The 22,546-nt window shown below is 70.7% G+C and carries 24 protein-coding genes and 3 tRNA genes; 9 read left to right on the top strand and 18 right to left on the bottom strand.

Features of this window, described 5'->3' with window-relative positions:
* Positions 1 to 100: 100 nt before the first annotated feature.
* The 12 genes from VC184_RS01530 to tilS form a co-directional block, all read right to left on the bottom strand.
* Positions 101 to 739 carry a formylglycine-generating enzyme family protein gene (locus tag VC184_RS01530; RefSeq protein WP_282501919.1) on the bottom strand — a complete coding sequence of 213 codons (639 nt, stop codon included), beginning with the start codon at positions 737 to 739 and terminating at the stop codon, positions 101 to 103.
* A complete protein-coding gene (locus VC184_RS01525) occupies positions 736 to 1,440 on the bottom strand; it encodes a DUF2520 domain-containing protein (RefSeq protein WP_282501918.1) in 705 nt (234 codons plus the stop codon). Before VC184_RS01525 ends, VC184_RS01530 begins: the two co-directional genes overlap by 4 nt.
* On the bottom strand, positions 1,437 to 3,224 hold the full coding sequence (locus tag VC184_RS01520) for a PH domain-containing protein (protein WP_323987090.1): 1,788 nt from the start codon (positions 3,222 to 3,224) through the stop codon (positions 1,437 to 1,439). The genes VC184_RS01525 and VC184_RS01520 overlap by 4 nt, the downstream gene beginning before the upstream one ends.
* Positions 3,221 to 3,829 carry a PH domain-containing protein gene (locus tag VC184_RS01515; RefSeq protein WP_274178197.1) on the bottom strand — a complete coding sequence of 203 codons (609 nt, stop codon included), beginning with the start codon at positions 3,827 to 3,829 and terminating at the stop codon, positions 3,221 to 3,223. The genes VC184_RS01520 and VC184_RS01515 overlap by 4 nt, the downstream gene beginning before the upstream one ends.
* On the bottom strand, positions 3,777 to 4,265 hold the full coding sequence (locus tag VC184_RS01510; protein ID WP_112615975.1) for a DUF3180 domain-containing protein: 489 nt from the start codon (positions 4,263 to 4,265) through the stop codon (positions 3,777 to 3,779). The genes VC184_RS01515 and VC184_RS01510 overlap by 53 nt, the downstream gene beginning before the upstream one ends.
* On the bottom strand, positions 4,262 to 4,810 hold the full coding sequence (gene folK, locus VC184_RS01505; RefSeq protein WP_282501916.1) for a 2-amino-4-hydroxy-6-hydroxymethyldihydropteridine diphosphokinase: 549 nt from the start codon (positions 4,808 to 4,810) through the stop codon (positions 4,262 to 4,264). The genes VC184_RS01510 and folK overlap by 4 nt, the downstream gene beginning before the upstream one ends.
* Positions 4,807 to 5,175: a dihydroneopterin aldolase gene (folB, locus tag VC184_RS01500; RefSeq protein WP_114589233.1), complete on the bottom strand. Its 369-nt coding sequence runs from the start codon at positions 5,173 to 5,175 to the stop codon at positions 4,807 to 4,809. The genes folK and folB overlap by 4 nt, the downstream gene beginning before the upstream one ends.
* A complete protein-coding gene (gene folP / locus VC184_RS01495; RefSeq protein WP_323987087.1) occupies positions 5,172 to 6,014 on the bottom strand; it encodes a dihydropteroate synthase in 843 nt (280 codons plus the stop codon). Before folP ends, folB begins: the two co-directional genes overlap by 4 nt.
* Positions 6,011 to 6,601, bottom strand: a complete 591-nt coding sequence (folE, locus tag VC184_RS01490) for a GTP cyclohydrolase I (RefSeq protein WP_323987086.1) — start codon at positions 6,599 to 6,601, stop codon at positions 6,011 to 6,013. Before folE ends, folP begins: the two co-directional genes overlap by 4 nt.
* Positions 6,602 to 6,610: 9 nt before the next feature.
* Positions 6,611 to 8,626, bottom strand: a complete 2,016-nt coding sequence (gene ftsH / locus VC184_RS01485) for an ATP-dependent zinc metalloprotease FtsH (protein WP_323987084.1) — start codon at positions 8,624 to 8,626, stop codon at positions 6,611 to 6,613.
* Between the two features lie 84 nt (positions 8,627 to 8,710).
* Positions 8,711 to 9,262, bottom strand: a complete 552-nt coding sequence (gene hpt, locus VC184_RS01480; protein ID WP_023952935.1) for a hypoxanthine phosphoribosyltransferase — start codon at positions 9,260 to 9,262, stop codon at positions 8,711 to 8,713.
* A 9-nt stretch (positions 9,263 to 9,271) separates the two neighbouring features.
* Positions 9,272 to 10,273: a tRNA lysidine(34) synthetase TilS gene (gene tilS / locus VC184_RS01475; protein ID WP_323987083.1), complete on the bottom strand. Its 1,002-nt coding sequence runs from the start codon at positions 10,271 to 10,273 to the stop codon at positions 9,272 to 9,274.
* A gap of 160 nt (positions 10,274 to 10,433) precedes the next feature.
* On the opposite strand from tilS, the gene VC184_RS01470 reads away from it, so the two are divergent.
* Positions 10,434 to 10,967 carry an inorganic diphosphatase gene (locus VC184_RS01470; RefSeq protein ID WP_323987081.1) on the top strand — a complete coding sequence of 178 codons (534 nt, stop codon included), beginning with the start codon at positions 10,434 to 10,436 and terminating at the stop codon, positions 10,965 to 10,967.
* Positions 10,968 to 11,047: 80 nt separating this feature from the next.
* Here VC184_RS01470 and VC184_RS01465 read toward each other — a convergent pair whose 3' ends face one another.
* Positions 11,048 to 12,493, bottom strand: a complete 1,446-nt coding sequence (locus VC184_RS01465) for a M23 family metallopeptidase (RefSeq protein ID WP_269266976.1) — start codon at positions 12,491 to 12,493, stop codon at positions 11,048 to 11,050.
* A 228-nt stretch (positions 12,494 to 12,721) separates the two neighbouring features.
* Between VC184_RS01465 and VC184_RS01460 the strand changes: the two genes are divergently transcribed.
* The 4 genes from VC184_RS01460 (at position 12,722) to VC184_RS01445 (ending at position 13,414) form a co-directional block, all read left to right on the top strand.
* A tRNA-Glu gene (locus VC184_RS01460) sits at positions 12,722 to 12,794 on the top strand.
* 21 nt (positions 12,795 to 12,815) lie between these two features.
* Positions 12,816 to 12,889, top strand: a tRNA-Asp gene (locus tag VC184_RS01455).
* 70 nt (positions 12,890 to 12,959) lie between these two features.
* A tRNA-Phe gene (locus VC184_RS01450) sits at positions 12,960 to 13,032 on the top strand.
* 130 nt (positions 13,033 to 13,162) lie between these two features.
* The gene (locus tag VC184_RS01445; protein WP_282501911.1) at positions 13,163 to 13,414 is read left to right on the top strand and encodes a hypothetical protein; all 252 of its coding nucleotides are present in this window, start codon (positions 13,163 to 13,165) and stop codon (positions 13,412 to 13,414) included.
* 73 nt (positions 13,415 to 13,487) lie between these two features.
* On the opposite strand, the gene VC184_RS01440 is transcribed toward VC184_RS01445, so the two are convergent.
* From VC184_RS01440 to VC184_RS01430, 3 genes are all read right to left on the bottom strand, one after another.
* Positions 13,488 to 14,183: an SOS response-associated peptidase gene (locus tag VC184_RS01440; protein ID WP_323987079.1), complete on the bottom strand. Its 696-nt coding sequence runs from the start codon at positions 14,181 to 14,183 to the stop codon at positions 13,488 to 13,490.
* An 81-nt stretch (positions 14,184 to 14,264) separates the two neighbouring features.
* Positions 14,265 to 14,402: a hypothetical protein gene (locus tag VC184_RS01435; RefSeq protein WP_199484999.1), complete on the bottom strand. Its 138-nt coding sequence runs from the start codon at positions 14,400 to 14,402 to the stop codon at positions 14,265 to 14,267.
* 16 nt (positions 14,403 to 14,418) lie between these two features.
* Positions 14,419 to 15,303, bottom strand: a complete 885-nt coding sequence (locus tag VC184_RS01430) for a DUF72 domain-containing protein (RefSeq protein ID WP_323987076.1) — start codon at positions 15,301 to 15,303, stop codon at positions 14,419 to 14,421.
* Positions 15,304 to 15,444: 141 nt separating this feature from the next.
* Between VC184_RS01430 and VC184_RS01425 the strand changes: the two genes are divergently transcribed.
* From VC184_RS01425 to VC184_RS01410, 4 genes are all read left to right on the top strand, one after another.
* Positions 15,445 to 16,608, top strand: coding sequence for a polysaccharide deacetylase family protein (locus VC184_RS01425; RefSeq protein WP_323987074.1), 1,164 nt, complete (start codon positions 15,445 to 15,447; stop codon positions 16,606 to 16,608).
* Positions 16,609 to 16,703: 95 nt separating this feature from the next.
* On the top strand, positions 16,704 to 17,831 hold the full coding sequence (locus VC184_RS01420) for a glycosyltransferase (protein WP_112615951.1): 1,128 nt from the start codon (positions 16,704 to 16,706) through the stop codon (positions 17,829 to 17,831).
* 19 nt (positions 17,832 to 17,850) lie between these two features.
* On the top strand, positions 17,851 to 18,111 hold the full coding sequence (locus VC184_RS01415) for a glutaredoxin family protein (RefSeq protein WP_282501907.1): 261 nt from the start codon (positions 17,851 to 17,853) through the stop codon (positions 18,109 to 18,111).
* A 330-nt stretch (positions 18,112 to 18,441) separates the two neighbouring features.
* The gene (locus tag VC184_RS01410) at positions 18,442 to 20,046 is read left to right on the top strand and encodes a DEAD/DEAH box helicase (RefSeq protein WP_323987073.1); all 1,605 of its coding nucleotides are present in this window, start codon (positions 18,442 to 18,444) and stop codon (positions 20,044 to 20,046) included.
* A 156-nt stretch (positions 20,047 to 20,202) separates the two neighbouring features.
* Here the strand turns inward: VC184_RS01410 and VC184_RS01405 are convergent, their stop codons facing one another.
* Complete coding sequence (locus tag VC184_RS01405) at positions 20,203 to 21,324, bottom strand: adenosine deaminase family protein (protein WP_323987072.1); 1,122 nt, start codon at positions 21,322 to 21,324, stop codon at positions 20,203 to 20,205.
* Positions 21,325 to 21,421: 97 nt separating this feature from the next.
* Positions 21,422 to 22,504 carry an extracellular solute-binding protein gene (locus VC184_RS01400; protein ID WP_282501904.1) on the bottom strand — a complete coding sequence of 361 codons (1,083 nt, stop codon included), beginning with the start codon at positions 22,502 to 22,504 and terminating at the stop codon, positions 21,422 to 21,424.
* Between the last annotated feature and the right edge of the window lie 42 nt (positions 22,505 to 22,546).

The raw sequence follows: 22,546 nt of genomic DNA, 5'->3' as shown, positions 1-22,546 counted from the left end.
TGGTGCTGGTGTCGCCTCGGCGGCGTCGCGGCACTACTCCAGCACCGCCGATCCGACGAGTGTGCACCTACCGGCCACCCGACGACCCCGAGCCGGGCCGCTAAGCGACGGCGCCGCGGGCGACGCGCAGGCCGATGTCGTCGTGAGCGCTGTCGGGGCGCGCCCCGCGGCGCGTTCCCGCCCGCACGGACGTCGCGGCATCGGCGAACCCGCCGCCCCGGAACACCCGGTCGCGCGACCCGGCGTCGGGGGCGAAGAGGTCCCAGCACCACTCCGAGACGTTGCCGAGCATGTCGAAGAGGCCGAAGAGGTTCGGATGCCGCCCGCCCACGTTCTGCGGCGACGAGAGGTTGTCAGCGGCGGTCCAGGCGATCTCGGCGAGCGGGCCGTAGTGCGCGGCACGCGAGCCCGCACGGCAGGCGTACTCCCACTCGCGCTCGGTCGGCAGCCGATACCCGTCGGAGTCGTCGTACCAACGCACCTCGTCGCCGTCGACCGCGTAGGCGGGGTCGAGCCCCTCCCATTCCGACAGCGCGTTGCAGAACCGCACGGCTCTCAGCCACGACAGCTGCACCGCCGGACGCCGCGGGTGCGCGGCGGTCACCCCGAGCACCTCGCCGAGTTGCTCCTCGGTGACGGGATACACCCCGATCTCGAAGGACTCGACCCGCGGGCCCTGGCCCGCGCCCGCGACGGGCAGCTCTCCGGCCGGGATGCGGGCCAGCTCGACGTCGCTCACAGCAGTTCGTCGTCGGGGGTCGCGCCGCGGCCCGCCTCGGTCAGCGCCCGCTCGACGGTCGAGTGCACAAGGGTCGAGAGGAAGCGACCCGGGGCCGGCACTCCGGCGTCCTCGAGCAACGCGGCCGACTGCTGCACGATCGAGGCGGCGAACTGCGTCGCGGTCGCGATCGCCTCGCCGTAGGCCGGACGGTCGGCGTCGGCGACGACGACGGGCTCGCAGCCCAGCTCGACGGCGAGCGCCTGCCCGATCGGCAGGACGGCGGCCGGCGCGGTCACCGCGGCGTAGGCGCCCGTGAGCTGGCGGAGGTCGAGGGTCGACCCGGTGAACGCGATCGCCGGGTGCACGGCGAGCGGGATGGCTCCTCGTGCGGCGGCCGGCGCCAGCACATCGAGCCCGTGCCCGGGGTCGGTGTGCAGCACGAGCTGCCCGACCTGCCAGGCGCCGAGCTCGGCGAGACCGCTGACCAGGGGGCCGAGCTCGTCGTGCGGCACCGCGATCACGACCAGTTCGCTGCGACGCACGACCTCGTCGGCGTCGAGCACCGGCACCCCCGGGATGACCGCGTCGACCCGTTCCCGATCGGATCCCGCGGTGACGCCGGTCAGCGCGTGGCCGGCGCCCGCGAGCGCCGCGCCGATGACGGGTCCGACCCGGCCTGCGCCGATGATGCCGACGCCCAGGCGCGAGCTCGCGGTCATCGTTCGCTCTCCGGCGAGGTCTCCCCCGCGGGAGGCACATACGGCGGGGGCGGCACGGCGCCCGGCGGGAGCTCGGTCACGCTCGGCGGGGGCGGCACCGGGCTCGGGCCCGCGTTCGGGCTCGGCACGGGAACGGGCGCCGCCGGCACGGGAGGCACCGACTCAGCGACATCCGCCACCTCGGCCCAGCGGTGCGAGCGGTCGGATGCCGCGGCCGAGACGGCTACGTGGGCCACCCGCTCGAACGCTGCGATCACGTCGTCGCGGTCGATGCCCGCGACCGCGGTGAGCACCGGGCCCGAGACGGTATGAACGCGCAGCGTCGCGACGCGCAGCGCGCGCGACACCGGCCCCTGGTGCAGCGCGACGGACTGCAGCCGGGCGAGCGGCAGCACCGCGAGCATGCGCCAGATCAGCCCGCGCCGCAGCATCAGCAGGTCACCCTCGATCGCGAGGCCGTTCCGCCGCCACGACAGCGGGCGCACGATGCGTGCCCGCCGCGGTGTCGTGACGTATCCCCCGGCGGACGAGCCGCCGAGCACACCGTTCCGGACGATCGCCGCGCGCTCCTCCTCGCTGACCGATGGCAGGATGAGGCCGAGCACCCGCTCGACGTCGGCGAGCGTGCCGACGGGAAGGACCGTGGTGAACTGATCGGTCGTCGTGTCGGAAGCGCTCCGGCCGGTCATGCGGTTGATCCGAACCGTCCACCACCCGAATCCGCGCCAGAGGATGGACTGCGTGATCTCTACGGCATGGATGCGTCCGGGAGGCAGGATCTCCGACACGGTCGTGAGCAGGCCGAACGTCACGCGCACGCCGTCGCGCGTCGGCGCAATCGAGTAGCGCAACGACTTCACGATCGTGCGCACCCAGTACGCGCCGAAACCGAGCAGCGCGGGGAAATAGGCGAAAAGCACCCAGAAAACGCCCTGCGACAGGGCGATCGCGAGCGCGGTAGCGCCCGCCAAAATCACGACGGTGCCCCAGCTGGCGAGCTGCGACCCGATGAGTCGCCCGGGCGGGATGCGCACGACGGACTCGGGCTCGGCAGCATCCGCGTCGTCGCCTTCGATGAGACCGGTGATGCCGCGGGCGACGGTGTCGGCGACGGCGATGCGCGCGCCGCCGGCCGCTGCCGCGGCAGCCCGCTGTTCGGCCAGACGCTGCCCCGAGGCCAGCCTCAGGATGTCGGCGCGGATCGTCTCGGCATTACCGGTGGAGAGGTACTCGAGCTTGACGTTCGCGTCGGCACCCGCACCCACGATCTCGAGCTTCGCCGCGCCCAGAAGCCGCGCGACCGCGGGGCGGGTGAGGTTGACGCCCTGCACCCGGTCGAGCGGTGCGCGACGATGCGTGCGCGAGAGGATGCCGCTGCGCACCTCGACGTCGTCGTCGGTGATGCGGAAGGTGTGGAAGCGCCACGACAGGTAGAACGCGCCGATGATGAGCGCGAGCACGCCGACGGTGACGAGCAGGGCGATCAGGAGGAGGTTGTTCGCCAGCACCCACCCGATCGGGTCGCCGGCGGCCTCGTACTCCTCCCACTCGTCAATGGGGGCGTCGGGAGCGAACGCCGGCACGAAGATGCTGATGAGCCGGTCGCGCATGTTCGCGACCACGATGCCGAGCACCACGAGCAGCGCCAGCCCGCCGCGCAGCAGCGGCGTCAGCGGATGCAGCCGGTGCCACTCACCGTCGCTCAGGGGTGAGCGGACGAGCTCGGCCGGCGGAGCGGAGACGGTCGCGTCGGCCGGGGGCGGGGTCGGTACGGGGTCGGTCACAGCCCGGTCCGCCGCGATTCAGCCACCGACATCAGGTGGTCGCGCAGCGCCTCGGCAGCCTGCTGCGTGAGGCCCGGGATCACGACGCCCGTCGCTGCCGCGGCCGTGACGAACTTCAGCTGCGCGATGCCGAACCCGCGGTCCATCGGCCCGTGCGTGATGTCGACGAGCTGCATGCGGCCGTACGGCACGGCGACCATGCGCTGCCACAGGATCCCGCGGCGGAAGACCAGGTCGTCTTCGCGCAGCTGGTATCCGATCGAGCGCACCTGGCGCGGCAGGATCGCCATGCCCGCCAGGGTCAGCACGATGAGGATGATGCCGGGGATCAGCAGCCAGGGCAGATCGAAGACCAGAAGCGCCACGAGCAGCGCGGCGACGATGATCGCCAGGATGAACCCGTTGCTGATCAGCTGCACGGTGAGGTATTTGCGCGAGATCTGGTGCCAGACGCCCTGCTCGAGGGCGAGACGCCCGGCTCCGCGGGGCTCGCGGATGCGGTCGTACGTGCCGGCGTCGAGGGTGGCGTCGATCGCGCCGGACTCCGCAGCGTCAGTGGTGGGAGGGAGTGGCGTCGGGCTCGGGTGGTCCGGGCTGGTCGTCATCGTCGTCCTTCCGAATGGTGCAGAGCTGTTCTGCGATCACACCGGCCGCCACGAGCACGACGGCTCCGACGATCGCGGCGACGACCGCTCCCGTCGAGCCTACTGACGGCGGGACCGGCCGTGTGAGAAGGAAGAGCAGGAGGCCGACGCCGATACCGCCCACGAGCGCTCCGACGATGCTCGACGCCTTCGCCAGCATCGCGACGCGCACGGCGCGGAACGGGTCGACCCGCGGAGCCTGACCCCGGGTCGCCCGACGGATCGGCAGCGCGAGGGCGATGACCGAGACCGCCAGCAGCACGAAAAGCACCGGGAGCATGACCGACGGGGTGAAGGTCGCGCGCCCCGCCCCCGTGAGCACCTGATCGATGACGAACCCCGCGGCGATGCCGAGCACCGCCGACACGATGAGGGTCGCGGGAGACGTTCGTCTCACGGCGTGCTCCCGGGCAGCGCGGCCAGCAGCGCGTCGACGCGCCCGCGTCCGGGGAGCACGGCGTCGGGGTCGACCGCGAGCCACGGCCGGAGCACGAAGTCGCGCTCGTGCGCACGCGGATGCGGCAGGACAAGCGTCGGGGTCTCGCAGACGACGTCGCCGTGCGCGATGAGGTCGAGATCGAGCGTGCGATCCTGCCACCGGGCCTGGTCGGCCGAGCGCGGGGCCCGGCCATGACGCTCCTCGATCGCGTGCAGGTAACCGAGCAGCACGCTGGGCGCCAGCCGCGTGTCGACGAGGGCGACCGTGTTGAGATAGGCCGGGGCCGCGGCATCCGGTCCGTCGAGGGTCAGCGCGACCGTCTCGATCGGGTCGGCCGACCGCGCGACCCGGGTGAGCGGCAGCCCGTCGAGATCAGCGATCGCTCGCGCGACCGTGTCGGCCCGGTCACCGAGGTTCGCGCCGATCGCGACGACGGCTCGACGTGCGGGCGCGCTGTCGGCCGGGCGGGGCTCGGGCGATTCTTGGGCGAGGCGGCGGCTCATCGGTTCTCCCGTCGTCGGGTGAGGGTCACGCTGACATCGCCGAAGGGCACCGCGATGGGCGCCTGCGGCTTGTGCACGGTCACGGCAACGGCATCCACGCGATCGAAAGCGAGGGCCGCGCGGGCGATACGGTCGGCGACCGTCTCGATGAGGTCCGCGGGCTCGCCCGCCAAGATCGCGGCGACCTGCTCGGCCAGCTCTCCGTAGTGGACGGTGTCGGCGACGTCGTCGCTCGCGGCGGCGTCGGCCAGCGACAGGTCGAGCTCGACGTCGGCGATGAACTCCTGGCCCTCGCGTCGTTCGTGCTCGTAGACGCCGTGATACCCGACGGCCCGGATGCCGCGCACCGTGATGCGGTCGCTCATGAGGCCTCCCGCCATCGCGCACGCACGGCCAGCGCGTCGCGGGTCGTCGCGACATCGTGCACGCGCACTCCCCACGCTCCTGCATCGGCCGCCAGCACGCTCGTGACGGCGGTCGCGAGATCGCGCCGGGCGAGGTCGAGCCGGCCGGCGTCGGGGATGTCTGCGCCGGGGGCTTCTGCGTCGCGGGCGTCTCCGATGGCCTCGCGCAGGAAGCCCTTGCGGCTCGTGCCGACGAGCACGCGCTTGCCAAGCCCGACGATGCGTTCGAGGTGGTGCAGCACGGTCCAGTTCTGGTCGCCGCGCTTGCCGAAGCCGATGCCCGGGTCGAGGACGATACGCGAAGGAGCGATGCCGGCCGCCGTCGCCGCGCTCACGCGATCCTGGAGCTCGGCTACCACTTCTGCGACGACGTCCTCGTAGCGGGCCGTGGCGTACATGTCAGTCGAGTGTCCGCGCCAGTGCCCGATGACGACCTCCGCATCGGATGCCGCGACCGCCGCGAACATATCGGGATCAGCGAGCCCGCCCGAGACGTCGTTCACCATGCGGGCCCCCGCGGCGACGGCGGCCGCGGCGGTGCCGGCGTTCATGGTGTCGACGCTCACGACGATGCCGCGCGCCGCGAGCGCCTCGACCACCGGGACGACCCGCTCGCGCTCGACATCGGGGTCGACGCGCTCGGCGCCCGGGCGGGTCGACTCGCCGCCGACGTCGACGATGTGCGCGCCGCTGCGACGCAAGGCCTCGGCGTGACCGACGGCGGCGTCGAGGTCGAGGTAGCGCCCACCGTCGCTGAACGAGTCGGGCGTGACGTTGAGGATGCCCATGATCGCCGTCATGCCGCACCGCCCGAGATCAGGGCGATGAGCTCGGCCCGCTCGGCCGGCCCGGTGTAGACGCCGCGGGCGGCGACCGTCACGGTCGAGGCATCCGCTTGTCGTCCGCCGCGCATCGTGACGCACTCGTGTGCGGCATCGAGCACGACGAGCACGCCGCGCGCGTCGAGTGCGCCGGCGATGGTGTCGGCGATCTGCTCGCCGAGGCGCTCCTGCACCTGCGGCCGCGCGGCGAGGGTGTCGACCACGCGCGGCAGCGCGCCGAGCCCGACCACCTGCTCACCCGGCAGGTAAGCGATGTGAGCGTGGCCCGCGAAGGGCAGCAGGTGATGTTCGCAGAACGAGCGGAACCGGATCCCGCGCACCATGACCGCGCCCGACGGCAGCGTATCAGGCGCCGGGCCCCGCGCGACCGAGATCGTGTGCGCCAGAGGTTCGGCGGCGTCAGCGCCGACTCCCGAGAAGAACTCCGCGTACGCGTCGGCCACCCGCTGCGGGGTCTGCTTCAGCCCGGGACGGTCGGGGTCCTCCCCGATCGCCTCGAGCAGGTCGCGCACGAGGGCGGCGACGCGTTCGCGATCGACGGCCACGCCCCGAGCCTACGCGGTCGCGGGTCGCGCCTGCCCCGAGGGGCGACGGTGCGGAGCGCGCTCGGCGGCGGTCTCGGCATCCGTCTCGGCGACGGTGGATGCCGCCAGCCCGGCCTCTTCACGACGCTTGGGGACGTCGATCGGGGGCAGGCTCGAAACCGGACGGTCCTGGCTCGAGAGCCACTGCGGGCGCGGCGGGAGCTTCTTGATGTCCTTGAAGATCTCGGCGAGCTGCAGGTGGTCGAGGGTTTCCTCCTCGAGCAGCGCGAGCGCCAGCTTGTCGAGGATGTCGCGGTTGGCGTTGATGACCTCGTACGCCTCGTTGTGCGCCTGCTCGATCAGCAGCCGCACCTCGGCGTCGACGCGCTCGGCGATGCGCTCGGAGAAGTCACGGCCGTGCCCCATGTCGCGACCCATGAACACCTCGCCCGACGACGACCCGAGCTTCACGGGGCCGACCTCGGTCGTCATCCCGTACTCGGTGACCATTTTGCGGGCGATACCGGTGGCCTTCTCGATGTCGTTGGAGGCACCGGTCGTCGGGTCGTGGAACACGACCTCTTCGGCGACGCGTCCGCCCATCGCGTAGGTGAGCTGGTCCTGGAGCTCGTTGCGGGTGACGGAGTACTTGTCCTCGAGCGGCAGCACCATCGTGTAGCCGAGCGCCTTGCCGCGCGGGAGGATCGTGACCTTCGTGACCGGGTCGGAGTGGTTCATCGCCGCGGCGGCGAGGGCGTGGCCGCCCTCGTGGTACGCCGTGATGAGCTTCTCCTTGTCCTTCATGACGCGCGTGCGGCGCTGGGGACCGGCGATGACGCGGTCGATCGCCTCGTCGAGTGCGCGCATGTCGATCAGCTGCGCGTTCGAGCGCGCGGTCAGCAGCGCGGCCTCGTTCAGCACGTTCGCGAGGTCGGCGCCGGTGAAGCCAGGGGTCTTGCGAGCGATGACGGCCAGGTCGACCGAGGGCGAGAGCGGCTTGCCGCGTCCGTGCACCTCGAGGATCTTCTGGCGGCCCTTGAGGTCGGGCGCGTCGACACCGATCTGGCGGTCGAAGCGGCCCGGACGCAGCAGCGCCGGGTCGAGGATGTCGGGACGGTTCGTCGCGGCGATGACGAGCACCGAGACCTTCGGGTCGAACCCGTCCATCTCGACGAGCATCTGGTTCAGCGTCTGCTCGCGCTCGTCGTGACCGCCGCCCATGCCGGCGCCGCGGTGGCGGCCGACGGCGTCGATCTCGTCGATGAAGATGATGGCGGGCGAGTTCTCCTTCGCCTCCTTGAAGAGGTCGCGCACCCGGCTCGCGCCGACACCGACGAACATCTCGACGAAGTCCGAGCCCGAGATCGAGTAGAACGGCACACCGGCCTCGCCCGCGACGGCGCGCGCAAGGAGCGTCTTACCGGTGCCGGGAGGGCCGTACAGCAGAACGCCCTTCGGGATGCGGGCGCCGACGGCCTGGAACTTCGTCGGATCCTTCAGGAAGTCCTTGATCTCCTGCATCTCCTCGATGGCCTCGTCGGAGCCGGCCACGTCGCCGAAGGTGACCGTCGGGGTCTCCTTCGTGACGAGCTTGGCCTTCGACTTGCCGAACTGCATGACGCGGCTGCCGCCGCCCTGCGCGCTCGACATGAGGAACCAGAAGAGCAGGCCCAGCAGCACCAGCGGCAGCATGAGCGAGAGGAAGCCGTCGAACCACGTGGCCCGCGGCACGACGTCGTTGTACCCGTCGGCCGGGTTCGCCGCATCGACGGCCGACACGACCTCGTCGGCACGCGCGGAGGTGTAGTAGAACTGCACCTGCTTCGAGCCCTCGAAGTCGTCGGAGAGCGTCAGATCGACGCGCTGATCGCCGTCCGTGGTCTGCACCTTCGTGACGGTGTCGCCTCGGAGCAGCTCGAAGCCCTGCTGGGTCGTGATCTGCTTCGCGCCGGTGAGGCTGGAGATCAGCATGAAGCCGATCAGCAGCAGCGCGCCGATGAGCAACACGTACATCAGCGGGTTGCGCGTGACTTTCTTGACGTCCATGGTGCGATCAGGCTACCCCGCGCCGACTATGCGGGCTCTGTGCGTTCGTTTTGGGCGTACCGGGAGCCGCCACGCGAAGCCCGCTCAGCTGTAGACGTGGGGCGCGAGGATCGCGACATCCCGCAGGTTGCGGTACTTCTCCGCATAGTCGAGGCCGTAGCCCACGACGAAGTCGTTCGGGATGTCGAAGCCGACGTACCGGCAGTCGATCTCGACCTTCGCGGCCTCGGGCTTGCGCAGCAGCGCGAGCACTTCGAGCGACTCGGCACCGCGCGACTGGAAGTTCTCGAGCAGCCAGCTGAGGGTCAGGCCCGAGTCGATGATGTCCTCGACGATCAGGACGTGCTTGCCGTGCAGATCGGCGTCGAGGTCCTTCCGGATCTGGACGACACCGCTCGACTTCGTGCTCGCGCCGTAGGACGACACCGCCATCCAGTCCATCGTGATGTCGCGCTTGAGCGCGCGGGCGAAGTCGGCCATGACCATCACGGCACCCTTGAGCACGCCGACGAGGATGAGCTCCTTGCCCTCGTAGTCGGCCTCGACCCGGGCGGCGAGCTCGGCGAGCTTGGCCTGGATCTCCTCCTCCGTGACGAGGACATCGGTGAGCTGGTCGGCGATCTCGGCAGCACGCATGCGACGAGTTTAGGCGCCGCTCCCGCCCGCCGAGAACTCGACGAGTCGGCCGACGCGGCGGGCGCGGCATCCGGGAAGGTCGATCGGCCCCTGGCCGGAGTAATCGGTGATGAGCCGGGCGACCTCGAGGGTCTGGCTGCGCGTGAGGCTCTCGTGGAACTCGCTCTGCACGACGTGGCGGATGATGCGGTGGCGCAGCGCCGGCGGGTTGGCGGCGAGCGCGGCGACCGAGATCGCGATGCCCGCCTCGGCCGGCTCGACGATGTCTTCGATCGTCTCGGCGATCATGTCGTCGAAGGCCTGCGCGTCCTCGCGCAGTTGCTCGGCGGTGCGCGCGAGCGCCTCGGCCACGCCGGGGCCGAGCTCGGCCTCGAGAAGCGGAAGGACGCGGTCGCGGACCCTCACCCGGCTGAAGCGATCGTCACGGTTGTGCGGGTCGAGCCAGGGCTCGAGCCCAGCCGCCGCGCAGGCCGCGACGGTGGTTTCGCGCCGCACCGCCAGCAGTGGACGGAGCCAGCGCACCCCGGAATCGTCGTCGGTGCGGTCGGGCGCCATGCCCGCGAGGCTCGTGGCGCCGGAACCTCGAGCGAGCCCGAGCAGGACCGTCTCGGCCTGGTCGTCGAGAGTGTGGCCCAGCAGGACCGCGGCGGCGTTCGCGTCGCGCGCGGCATCCCGCAGCACCCCGTAGCGCGCCTCGCGGGCCGCAGCCTCGGGGCCGCCCGCGGTGCCGACCTCGACGCGCACCACCAGCGGGTCGAGGCCGAGGCCTGCCGCGGCCCGCGCGGCAGTGAGCGCGACCTCGTCGGAACCGGGCTGCAGCCCGTGGTCGACCGTCACCGAAGCCGCGCGCAGGCCGAGCTTCGGAGCCTCGAAGGCCGTCGCGGCGGCGAGGGCCAGCGAGTCGGGCCCGCCCGAGAGCGCGACGATCACGGTGCTGCCGGCAGGCAGCGCCGACAGCGATGCGCGCACGGCGCGACGGACCTCGGCGATGGCGGGGCTGAGCGACGGCACGCCCCTACGGTAGCCGTGCTCGTGCCGTCGCCAGGCTGGAGCGGAGCAGCGCGGCCCCGTCGCGGGCGCGAAACCCGGGCTGAGCCTTGTATAGGGCGCGGCGGGCGGCGCAAGTAGGCTGGACGGCGGCATCCCACCGTCTTATCGAAGGAGCACACGTATGGGCGCGTACGACGCCGTCATCGAAATCCCCCGCGGCAGCCGCGTGAAGTACGAGGTCGACCACGGCACCGGCCGGGTCTTCCTCGACCGCGTGCTGTTCACGCCGATGGGATACCCCAGCAACTACGGCTTCTTCGAGAACACTCTCGGCGAGGACGGCGACCCGCTCGACGTGCTCGTGCTGCTCGACCGCGACATCTACCCCGGCGTGCTGGCGAAGGTCCGCCCCGTCGCCGTGCTGAAGATGAGCGACGAGGCCGGCGGCGACGACAAGGTCGTGGCCGTGCTCGCGAAGGACCCGCGTTGGGCCCACATCCAGGATGTCGACGACATCGACGACTGGACCAAGAACGAGATCGGCCACTTCTTCGAGCACTACAAGGACCTCGAGCCCAACAAGTGGGTCAAGGTCGACGAGTGGGCCGGCGCCGCTGAGGCCGAGCGTCTCGTCTCCGAGGCGTTCGAGCGCTTCGAGGAGCACGAGGGCCAGACGAAGACGCAGGGTGAGGGCGAAGCGCCCAACTCGCTCTGACGCTCAGACGAACGCGAGGAGGGGCGGATGCTGCGGCATCCGCCCCTCCTTCGTCGTTCCGGGCTCGCGAGCGCTGAGGCTCAGACCGAGATGCCCCGATCGCGCAGGAACGGCGCGGGGTCGATGCGCTCGCCGTTGCGGTAGATCTCGAAGTGCAGGTGGCAGCCCTGCGAGATGCCGGTATTACCGGCATAGGCGATGACCTGTCCGGCCGAGACGCGCTGCCCGTATCCGACGTTGAAGCCGCCGTTCTGGATGTGCGCGTAGCCCGAGATGATGCCGCCGCCGTGGTCGACCTTGATGTAGTTGCCCCAGCTGTTCGTGTACGCCGCGAAGACGACGGTGCCGGATGCCGCGGCATAGATCGGGGCGCTGCATCCGCCGGCGAAGTCGATGCCGCGGTGCCCGCTGGTGCACACACCGCCAGAGCAGATGGTGCCGCGATTGCCATACCAGGAGCTGATGTAGCCGGGACCGGGGCGCACCCAGCCGGAGGGCTGGACCTGTCCGGCGCCGCCACCACCGCCGCCACCGCCGCCGCCGCCACTGTTGCCGCCGCCACCGCCACCGCCGCCACCGCTGTTGCCTGCGGCGGCTGCCGCTGCTGCGGCCTCCTGGCGACGACGCTCTTCCTCGGCGGCACGACGGGCTGCCTCTTCTCGCTCGCGGCGACGACGCTCCTCGTCGCGACGGCGCTGCTCTTCGACTCCGGCCTGGTAACCGGCGACCGTCGTCGCCGTCTCGTCCTTGAGCGCCGCGAGCTGCGCCTCGAGGGTCGCCATGTTCGCGGTCTGTTCTTCGAGGGCCGCCTGAGCCGCCGTCGCAGCTTCCTGCGCGGCGATCATCTTCTGCTCGGCTTCGACCTTGAGGCGGTCGCGCTCGTCGCGAGCGACGCCGGCCTGGTCACTGAGGCTCTGTGCGGTCTCGCGGGCGGCGACGGCATCCGTGTACACGCCTCGGTTCGCCTGCAGCAGCTTGTCCATGGTGCCGAGGCGGGCGAGCAGATCGTCGGCGCTGGCCGCGGAGTCGGAGAAGAAGAGCTTCAAGCTCGTGTCGTCGCCGCCGTTGCGGTAGAGCTGGGCGGCCAGCTTGCCGGCACGGCGCGCGGCCTCAAGGGCGGCGGCGGACTGCGCATCCGCCTGCTCCTGCAGCGAGGTGGCGCGGGCGCTGGCGTCTTCGAACGCAGCCTGGGCCTGCGCGTACTCCTCGCCCAGGCGCGCGGCCTCGGCCTGCTTGTACGCGACATCTGCGGCCAGATCGGAGATCAGCTTCTCGATGCGCGAGATCTCGGCGGCCTTCGCCGCCTCGTTGCCCTTGGCGCGCTGCACGTCATCCCACGACGGGTATCCCTCGATACCGAAGGCCGACGGGATGCCGGGAGCGAGGAACGCTGTCGCCGCGACGAAGCCGACGGCACCGAGGCCGAGGGCGCCGCGGCGCGAGATCAGCTGGGAGAGCTTCTTGCTCTCTGCGGGCGTCGGGGCGCAGCCACAGTCTTCGGGGGAGTCGAGGCTCTCGTATCGCACGCGGGTGATCCTCCATATCGCGTGAGCAACTTCGTTCACAGTAGCAACACACGTCACAACACCGGAAGCGTCGACGACGACGTCCGGAGCGTGCGAACCCGGCCATTGTGACCCGGAGACACGCCCGGGCGGCGGACGCCACGCCCCCGATTCGCACATCCGCGTCGGATCGCATATGCTTGTCCCTCGGTAAGCGTGAACGTTTGACTCCCGGGTCTGGGTTCGCTCGGCCCCATCGTTTAGCGGCCTAGGACGCCGCCCTTTCACGGCGGTAGCACGGGTTCGAATCCCGTTGGGGTCACTCCCACAACTTAATAAGCATGGCCCTGTAGCGCAGTTGGTTAGCGTGCCGCCCTGTCACGGCGGAGGTCGCGGGTTCAAGTCCCGTCAGGGTCGCTCTAAAGCGACGGGCCCTTTGGTTTCCAGAGGGCCTTTCGTCTAGGACATGGCATCTCTGACGCCATGCGGCTCTGTAGCTCAGTTGGTAGAGCGCACGACTGAAAATCGTGAGGTCACGGGATCGACGCCCGTCGGAGCCACACGGACCGTCATTACAACGGTCCCAGAAACCCTCGCCTAGCTTCTACATGGCGGGGGTTTTGCTCTGCCCTGGTGCCGCGCGTCGCGCCGGCCGGGCCGGCGAGCACCGACGGCCGCTATCGTCTTGGCATGATGGCGTCGCTCCAGCCGCAGAGCCCCCGCACACAGCGCCTGCGCCGGTGGGCGGTGGCGCTGGCCGCATTCAGTGCCGCCGCGTTCATTGCGTCGATCGTCTTCGCGGGCCTGCTTCCGGATGCCCCGGCACTGGTTTACCCGGCACTGCACTTCGTCGGGCTCGCGACCGCACTCGCCGGATACATCCTGTGGCAGCGGTCGGACCCCGCGTACGACTACCGGCAGGAGCCGACAGCCGACGAGTGACGTCGCCGGACGGCGCGCCAGCGCCCGCGTCACGACGCCCCCGCACGCCACACGGCACGACAACCGCCACCGGCTAGGCCACCGGGTCCAGCAGCGTCGGGTCGGCGGGATCGACCGTGCGGGAGTTGCTGACCTTGCGGTCGACGACGTGCTCGCGGATCGTCGAGGCGACCTGGCCGGACGTGTGCTCCAGCATCGCGAGCGTCTCCGCCTTGCGGTCACCGGTGAGCTTCTCTGGGCTCAGCCAGGCATCCCAGGTATCCGGTGTCAGAAAGGCCGGCATCCGGTCGTGCACCTGTCCGCTCGCATCCCGCGCCTCGCGGGTGATGACGACGAAGCAACGCGTCTTCTCGCCGGTCGGCAGTTCCATCGACCAGGTGAGCCCGGCAGCCGAGAGCAAGCGGTCGCCGTGGAGGAAGTGCGGGGTCTTCGGGGTCTTCTCGCCGGTCCACTCGAAGTAGCCCCGCATCGGAACAATGCATCGAGCCGCGCTGAATGCCGGCGCCCAGAATCCCTGAGCCAGCTTCTCCATCCGCGCGTTGATGATCGGACCGCCCCGCGGGCGATTCGCCGGCTTCTGCCAGTCCCAGCGCACGAGCTCCAGGACCCGCCCTTCGCCCCGGTCGCGGACGATCGGAGCATCCTCGGTCGGCGCGATCGAGTACGCACCGGCCCACGACTTCGCCCAGTCCTCGGGGTCGCCACCCTCGGCGACGTACTCCCGGATGAGCTCATCCGTCTTGGCGTCGTTCGCGAATCGACCGCACATGTCAGCGACCCTACGGCCCGGGGCGGACGGCGTCGAGCAGATACCTCTGCACCTTGGCCGAGGTACGGAGGCCCGACCGGCTCAGGCCGGCTCGGTGACGCGGACGAGTCCGCAGTTCAGACACGACCACGCCACGAGGAACGCCTCGTCGTCGAGGATCTCGAAGCGCAGCGGATCGCCGCAGGTCGGGCAGACCCACGGTGCCGGCTGCGCGCTCACGCACCATCCCGATCGGTCACCCGCCGAGCCTAAACGCCGCATCGCACCGTCGGGCGAGAGCGACGGCGTCGTGCGGCGCCCTCCCCCGGGCGTCGTTGTCGAAGTACACCCACACGTCACGCGGACGGCCATCGGATGCCGCCGAGCCGTCGGCCCATCCGCGGATGCGGTCCGCCCACTCGTCGAGCTCGGCGTCGGTGTACCCGCTGGCGTACAGGTCGGTCGCACCGTGCAGCCGGACGTACACGTGCCCCGCGGTCGTGACCTCCTCGAACCGGGGGAAGCGTCCGGCGGTGTCGGCGACCACGAGCGCGGTGTCGTGCGAACGCAGCAGCGCGAGCGCGGCATCCGAACCGAAACCGGCCGACCGGGGCTCGAGGGCGTGGCGGATCGGACGGTCCTCCTCGATCTCGAGCCACGCCCGTCCGTCGAGGCGTTCGTCGTGCCGCTCGGCGAGCGCGAGGGCCTCGCCCGTCGTCCGCGGCAAGAGGGCGAGGAACTCCTCGAGCACATCGGCGTCGAACTCCTCGCGTTCGGGGAGCTGCCAGAGCACAGGTCCGAGCTGCCGTCCGAGCGCGAGCACCCCTGAGGCGAAGAAGTTCGCCAGCGCCGTCTCGACTCCGCGCAGCCGCAGCATGTGCGTGACGTAGCGCGAGCCTTTGACGGCGAAGACGAACGACTCAGGCACCTCGCTCCGCCACCGCTGATAGCTCGACGGGCGCTGCAGCGAATAGAACGACCCGTTCAGCTCGGCCGTCGACATCCGCTCGCCGACATATTCGAGCTCGCGTCGCTGCGCGAGTCCCGTGGGATAGAAGTCGCCGCGCCACCCGGCGTACCGCCAACCCGAGATGCCGACGCGCACCCGGCCGGCGTCGGATCCTGCAGGTGGCGCGTTCATGATTCCGCAGTCTCCGCCCGCGAACCGAGGCAGGAAAAGGGGGTTGCCCTCGCCGCCGCATCCCAGAACACCGGCGCGTATCCGCATAGCCGAGCACCCTAGGATTCGACGGACGCACCGGGCACCACAGGGGGAGTAACGATGGGCGCAACGCGACGTTCGAGCGCGGGAGGACGGCGCAAGCGCCGGGCGATCGGCATCGGGGCAGCCCTCACCGGGGTTCTGCTCGTCGCAGCGGTCGGGGGCTGGTTCGCCGTCGATGCGATGCAGCGCGCCAGCACGACGCCCGACCCGGCGGCATCCGAGCCCACCCCCGCCCCCACGACCGACGCTGCGACCCCGACGCCCGAACCGCTGTCGCCGGCGGAGCAGCTCATCGCCGATGCGGACGATCCGAACGCGTGCGCCGTGTCGTTCACGGGCGACGCGATCGACATCGCCCCGGTCCTTGAGACGCAGGGGAAGCCCTACGCCTCCCTGCCGCTCCCCTCGCGGGAGGGCATGGTGTTCGCCGGCTGGTACGACACCGCCGAGGATGCCGCGGCTCTGTCGATTCCCGGCCGCCTGAACGGCGCGGATGCCGTCGCCTGCGACGCCCAGCAGCGCACCGTGCACGCCGCATGGATGAGCACCGCCGATAACGACGGCGCGAAGACGCGCGTCCCGATCCTGATGTACCACCAGTTCACGACGAAGCCGGAAGGCGAATCGGGCTGGCTCCGCGGCAACTACGCCTACATCGGCGACTGGGAAGCTCACCTGAAGTACATCTCCGAGCAGCAGTTCTACCTGCCGACATGGCCGGAGCTGAGCGCCTTCGTCGACGGCCGGCTCTTCCTGCCCGACCACTCGGTCATCATCACCGACGACGACGCCGACCCGACGTGGCTCGAGCTCGCCGTGCCGCTCGTCGAGAGATACCGCGTGATGACGACATCCTTCGTGATCACCTCCAACGGCGCCGGGCCCGAACTCACCCCCTACGTGCTCAAGCGCTCGCACACCCACGACATGCACTCCGCGGGAGCCGACGGGCAGGGGCGCATCGTCAACTGGACGCACGACGAGATCGTCGCCGACCTCGAGACCTCGGCGAGCGTGCTCGGCGGCGCGAAAGAGGTGATCGCGTACCCGTTCGGCCACCACAACGACGCGGCCAAGCAGGCGGTCGCCGACGCGGGCTTCGAGATGGCGCGCACCATCGAGCCCGGCTACGTGTCGATTGGAACCGACAAGCTGGCGCTGCCGGTGGTCCGCGTCAACTACGGGATGACCGTGGATGACATCAAGAAGGCCATCGGGTGAATCTCAGGCGATATCCAAAGAGTCAACGGGTTGTACGCATATGAATCCTCAGTACTGTGTGAACTCCCCCGTCCGTTTCCACTTGCGAGCGATTCATGGATCTGACGATCGTCGTCCCGACCTTCAACGAAGGCCCGAACGTCGTGGAGCTGCTGCGGCGGATCGGTGACGCGGTCGACGACCGGATGATCGAGGTCGTCTTCGTCGACGACTCCACCGACGACACCCCCGCCATCATCGAGCGGGCGGCGAAGACGGCCGACTTCCCGGTGCGACTGATCCACCGCGACGAGCCGGTGGCGGGACTCGGCGGGGCCGTGGTCGACGGCATCCGGGCCGCGAACTCGTCGTGGTGTCTCGTGATGGACGGCGACCTGCAGCATCCTCCTGAGGACATCCCGCGGCTGCTGGCGCGAGCCGACCGCGGCGACGTCGATGTCGTCGTCGCCTCGCGCTACATCGCCGGCGGCGACTCGAAGGGCCTCGCCGACGCCACGCGAACGACCGTCTCGCGCGCGTCGACACTGCTGACCAAGGCGATGTTCCCCCGCAAGCTCGGTGAGTGCAGCGACCCGATGACCGGGTTCTTCCTGGTTGACCGCGACACGATCGACATCGACGCTCTGCGTCCGCGCGGCTTCAAGATCCTGCTCGAGATCCTCGCTCGCCGGCACATGCGCGTCGCCGAGGTGCCGTTCGCCTTCGCGCCCCGCTACGCCGGATCGTCGAAGGCGACCTTCACGCAGGGCATCCGGTTTCTCACGCAGCTGCTCATGCTCCGCTTCGGGCGGATGTCGGCGTTCGCGCTCGTCGGCGGCGTCGGCGCCATCGCGAACCTGGTGATCATGTGGGGCCTCATCCGGCTCGGCATGGACTATCTGCCGGCATCCATCATCGCGAGCGAGATCACGATCATCGGCAACTTCCTGTTGCTGGAATACCTCGTCTTCAGCGATATGCGCTCGGAATCGGGCAGCATGACGCAGCGGTTCGTGAAATCGTTCACCTTCAACAACGCCGAGGCGATCATCCGGATCCCGGTGCTGTGGGTGCTCGTCGAGAACGCACACATCCCGAGCGTCATCGCCGCGGGACTGACCCTCATCGCCGCGTTCGTCGTGCGCTTCGTGTTCCACGCGCTCGTCGTCTACGCACCCAAGAAGCAGCGCGTCGCCCCGGTGCTCGAGGCCGCCCCCGAGCGCGCCCGGGCCGCCGAGTACTGAGCGGACGTACCCTGGAAGCATGACCGCTTCCACCGACACGATCACGATGTTCGGCGCCGACTGGTGCCGCGACTGCCGCCGCACGAAGGCTCAGCTCGAGGAGCTCGGCGTCGACTACACCTACATCGACCTCGAGGCGGAGCCCGCCGCGGCCGACGTCGCGCGCGAGATCTCGGGCCGCACCCAGATCCCCGTGGTGGTCTACCCCGACGCGACCCACCACGTCGAGCCGAGCAACGACGACGTGGCAGCCAAGCTGCGCGAGCTCTCGCTCATCTGACCTGCGCGCGTTCCGTACGCTGTGCGCGTGCGCGGATGCAAGACATCCGGTCCGACACCCCGTGACGGATGCCGTCCGGCCGGGGTGTCGGGCCGAATCCTTGCATCGCGACGCGCAGGCCCCGGCCAGGGACCGGACCGTCATACAGGCGGGCACTGGTAGGCTGGGGGTTCTTGTGGCGCGCTCGCGCCGCACGCGTCGTAGAACGCCTTCCGCCCACCGGGTCACGACCGGCATCCCGCGGACTCTTTCGTACGGCGACCCCGCATGCGCACCCGCATCCGGGCCACCGATCAGGGCGCCGACGTGCGCCCGGAGACACACTCCCTCATGACTGACACCACTTTCCGCACGCTCGGCGTGCCCGCTCCCCTCGTCGAAGCGCTCGCGAAGGACGGCAAGACCACCGCCTTCCCGATCCAGGTCGACACCCTGCCCGACACGCTCGCCGGACGCGACGTGCTCGGCCGCGGCAAGACCGGCTCGGGCAAGACTCTCGCCTTCTCGATCCCGATGGCCGCGCGCCTCGGCGGCGAGCTCGCCGGCGGCAGCCGCCGCGCTGCCCGCATCCTGGGCCTCGTCCTCGCCCCGACCCGCGAGCTCGCGACGCAGATCAACGCGACCCTCGAGCCGCTCGCGGCGGCCTACGGCATGAAGACGACCACCATCTTCGGCGGCGTCAACCAGAACCGTCAGGTGCAGGCGCTCAACGCCGGCGTCGACATCGTCGTCGCCTGCCCGGGCCGCCTCGAAGACCTGCTGCAGCAGCGCCACCTGACGCTCGACTCGGTCGAGATCACGGTCATCGACGAGGCCGACCACATGGCCGACCTCGGCTTCCTCCCCGCCGTCACGCGCATCCTCGACAAGACGCCGCGCGACGGACAGCGCATGCTGTTCAGCGCGACCCTCGACAACGGCGTGGACAAGCTCGTCAAGCGCTTCCTGCAGAACGAGGTCCTCCACTCGGTCGACGAGGCCCACTCCCCCGTCGCCGCGATGACGCACCACGTGTTCCACCTCGCCGGCGCGGAGGAGAAGAAGGATGTCGTCAAGGCGCTCGCCTCGGGCATGGGCCGCCGCATCCTGTTCACCCGCACCAAGCACGCCGCGAAGAAGCTCGCCAAGCAGCTGACTTCGCAGGGCATCCCCTCGGTCGACCTGCACGGCAACCTCTCTCAGCCGCAGCGCGACCGCAACCTCGCCGCGTTCTCGTCGGGCGCCGCGAAGGTGCTCGTCGCGACGGATGTCGCCGCGCGCGGTGTCCACGTCGACGACGTCGAGCTGGTCGTGCACGTCGACCCGCCCATGGAGCACAAGGCGTACCTGCACCGTTCGGGTCGCACCGCCCGCGCGGGCGCCGAGGGCGCCGTCGTCACCCTCGTGATGCCGGGCCAGGAGCGCGACGTCAAGGACCTGCTCCGCAAGGCCGCCATCGCGGTCACCCCGATCACGGTCACGGCCGAGTCGCCCGAGGTCGTCGCCCTCGTCGGAAAGGTCGCGCCCTACGTGACTCCGGCGCCGGTCGAGGTCGCACCCCGCGGCACGAGCCAGGGCGCCAACGCGCAGCGCAAGCGCGCCGCACGTGACGCTCGCGAGGGCGGTTCGTCGAACGGCGGCGGTCGCTCCGGCGGTGGCCGCGGTCGCGGCGGACGCACCCAGGGTCAGGGCCAGGGCGCTGCCGGTGGTCGCGACGGCCAGGGCGCACGTTCGGGCGGTCAGCGCGACCAGCAGCAGAGCCGGGGCGGACAGCAGTCCTCGCGCGGCGGCCAGTCCGCCGACCGCGCGCCCCGCGAGACGCGCGACGCCGCTCCCGCGGGCAACCCGCGCCGCACCGGCCGTCGCGCTTCGTCGAACGGCGGTGCCGCCGGCGGCAAGCTCATGGTCGGTTCGGTCGTGCGCCAGAACAGCGCCGGCCGCCGCGGCGGTCGCTGACCCGCAGCATCCGGCTCACCCCGGCATCCGGCGCTGCCCCGCCCGCCGAGAACGCACGCTCGCCGCGAGAACGCACCCTCAACCGTGCGTTCTCGCGGCGACGGTGCGTTCTCGGCGCAACCCGGCGCAACCCGGCGCCCGGCCGGGGGCCGGGGCTCAGACGGAGAGCGCGAACTCGGCGTCGAGCGCGTCGACCTCGGCGGTGACCTCGGCGACGCGACGCGCGCGCTGCTCGGCGGGCAGCCAGGATGCCTCGAACGACGAGATCGCCATGCGACGGACCTGTTCGTGCGTGGCGCCGATCTGGTCCGCGACGATGCCGTACTCGGCGGCGAGCGTCGTGGGGAACATGCCCGGGTCGTCCGAGCACGGGATGACGTTGAGCCCGGCCTCGAGCATCGCGGCGATCGACGCGCGACGCCAGGGCCGCCACGAGCGGCGTGACGTGGTCGAGGCGACGGTGAACGCGACCTGGTCCTCGCGCATCCGCTCGACGACGGCGTCGTCCTCGAGCACGTAGTAGCCGTGGTCGATGCGGTCGCAGCCGAGCAGGTCGAGGCAGGTGATGGTGTTGACCGCAGTCGGCGCGTGCTCGGACGAGTGCGCCGTACGGCCGAGGCCGGCCTCGCCCGCCAGGCGGTACGCGTCGACGAAGCGCTCGGGCGGACCGGCCGTCTCGAGGTTGTCGAGGCCGATGCCCGCGACGTACGGGTGCGGGTTGTCGACGACGCGGCGGACGACCGCGAGGGCCTCCTCGCCGCTGCGGCTGCGGTCGATGCCCTGGATCATCAGACCCGTCATCCCGAAATCGCGCTCCGCCATGCGGATGCCCTCGGCGTACGCCTCGACCGCGCCGAGATATCCGAGCGACTCGAGGTGCGGCGGCAGCGCGTCGAAGAACAGCTCGAGGTGGCGGGTGCCGCTGCGGCGGTGCGCATCCTCGAACGCCTCGTAGACGATGCGGGTCAGGTCGTCGGCATCCCGGAGCACCTCGACCACCCAGTTCGACACCTGGAAGAGCGAGTACGACACCTCGGGCTCGTCGGCGCCGCGCTGCTGCGGGACCGGGATGCGCGTGTTGCGGTACAGCGCGGGGTCGGGCGGCAGCGAGTTGATGTCGGCGAAGATGCGCTCGGGGTCGGCGGGCAGCTCGAGCGACTCCCGGCGGGCCAGCTCGGCGAACGTCGACGCGCGCACGGTGCCGATGAGGTGGCAGTGCAGGTCGGCCTTCGGCAGACGCTGGAGGTAATCGACGGGGAGGGATGCTGCGGAAGTCATGGTGCCGTTCGTACTCGTGGAGCGATGCGGTCGGGGAACCGCGAGAAGAGGCCCGGCCACCGAGGATGGGGGGTGCTCGGCGGCCGGGCGGTCTGGATCAGCGCGAGGCGACCTCGCGCGCGAACCGCTCGACCCACTGCGCGCGGTTCGGGACGACCTCGGCCGGGTCGAGCGTGGCGTAGCCCGCCGCGATCGGGTCGGCGGCGATGTCGCCGACGACAGCGGTGATCTCGGCGGGGATCGTCGCGTCGAGGGCGACGGGGAGGTCGCCGACGATCTCGGCCGACGCGGTCTGGGCCTCGACGGAGAGCAGGTAGTCGATGAACGCGTACGCACCCTCGAGGTTCTTCGCACCGCTGGGGATCATGGCCCGGTTGGTGGCCATGTAGCGGCCCTCGGCCGGAGCGGTCCACGCGACGGGCTCACCCGAGGCGACGAGCGTCGTGGCGAAGCCGCTGAGGGCATCGGCCGCGACGATCTCGCCCTGGGTGAGAAGGTTGGTGACCTCCGTCGACGACGAGTAGAACTGCAGGATGTTCGGCGCCCATCCGCCGATCGTCGTGTATGCGGTATCGATGTCGTACGGGCCGTCGCCGAAGGTCGAGGCGACGCCCGAGACGGCGAGCTGCCCGGCCGTCACGGCGATGTCGGGGAAGGCGAGACGACCGCTGTAAGCGGAGTCGGCGTAGAGCGACCAGTCGGCGGCCTGCGCGGCATCCAGCTCGTCGGTGTTGTACAGCGTGCCGTTGAGCTGGTAGCTGTAGGCCGGGCCGTCGTAGCCCTCCTCGACGGCGAAGTCGGCGATCTTCGCGAGGTTGGGGACGTCGGACTCGTCGAAGTCCTGGAACAGGTCCTGCTCCTGCCCGGATGCCGCGAAGGTGTCGGAGATCAGCATGACGTCGATGCCGGCGTCGCCACCCGCGAGCTGCAGCTGCGACAGACGGTCGGCGTTCGAGCCGGTCTCGATCTCGACCGTGATGCCCGTCTTCTCGGTGAAGGGGTCGACGATCGCCTCCTGGAACTGCTCGACCCCGAACGGGAACGCGCTGACGACGATGGAGTCGCTCGAGCCACCGTCGCCGGAGTCTCCCGAGCCGCCGGAGCAGCCGGTGACGACGAGGGCCGTGGCGACGACGGCGGCGGATGCCGCGAGGACGCGGCTGGTGCGGGTGCGGATCATGCGAGTTCCTCTCGGGGCTCTGCGGGCGGGCCGCAGGGGCGC

Origin of the sequence: Microbacterium plantarum (assembly GCF_035231185.1) — a bacterium.
Taxonomy (GTDB): Bacteria; Actinomycetota; Actinomycetes; order Actinomycetales; family Microbacteriaceae; genus Microbacterium; species Microbacterium plantarum.
Note: the sequence above shows the minus strand (reverse complement) of the source record. Positions and strands in the feature narration are given on the sequence as shown.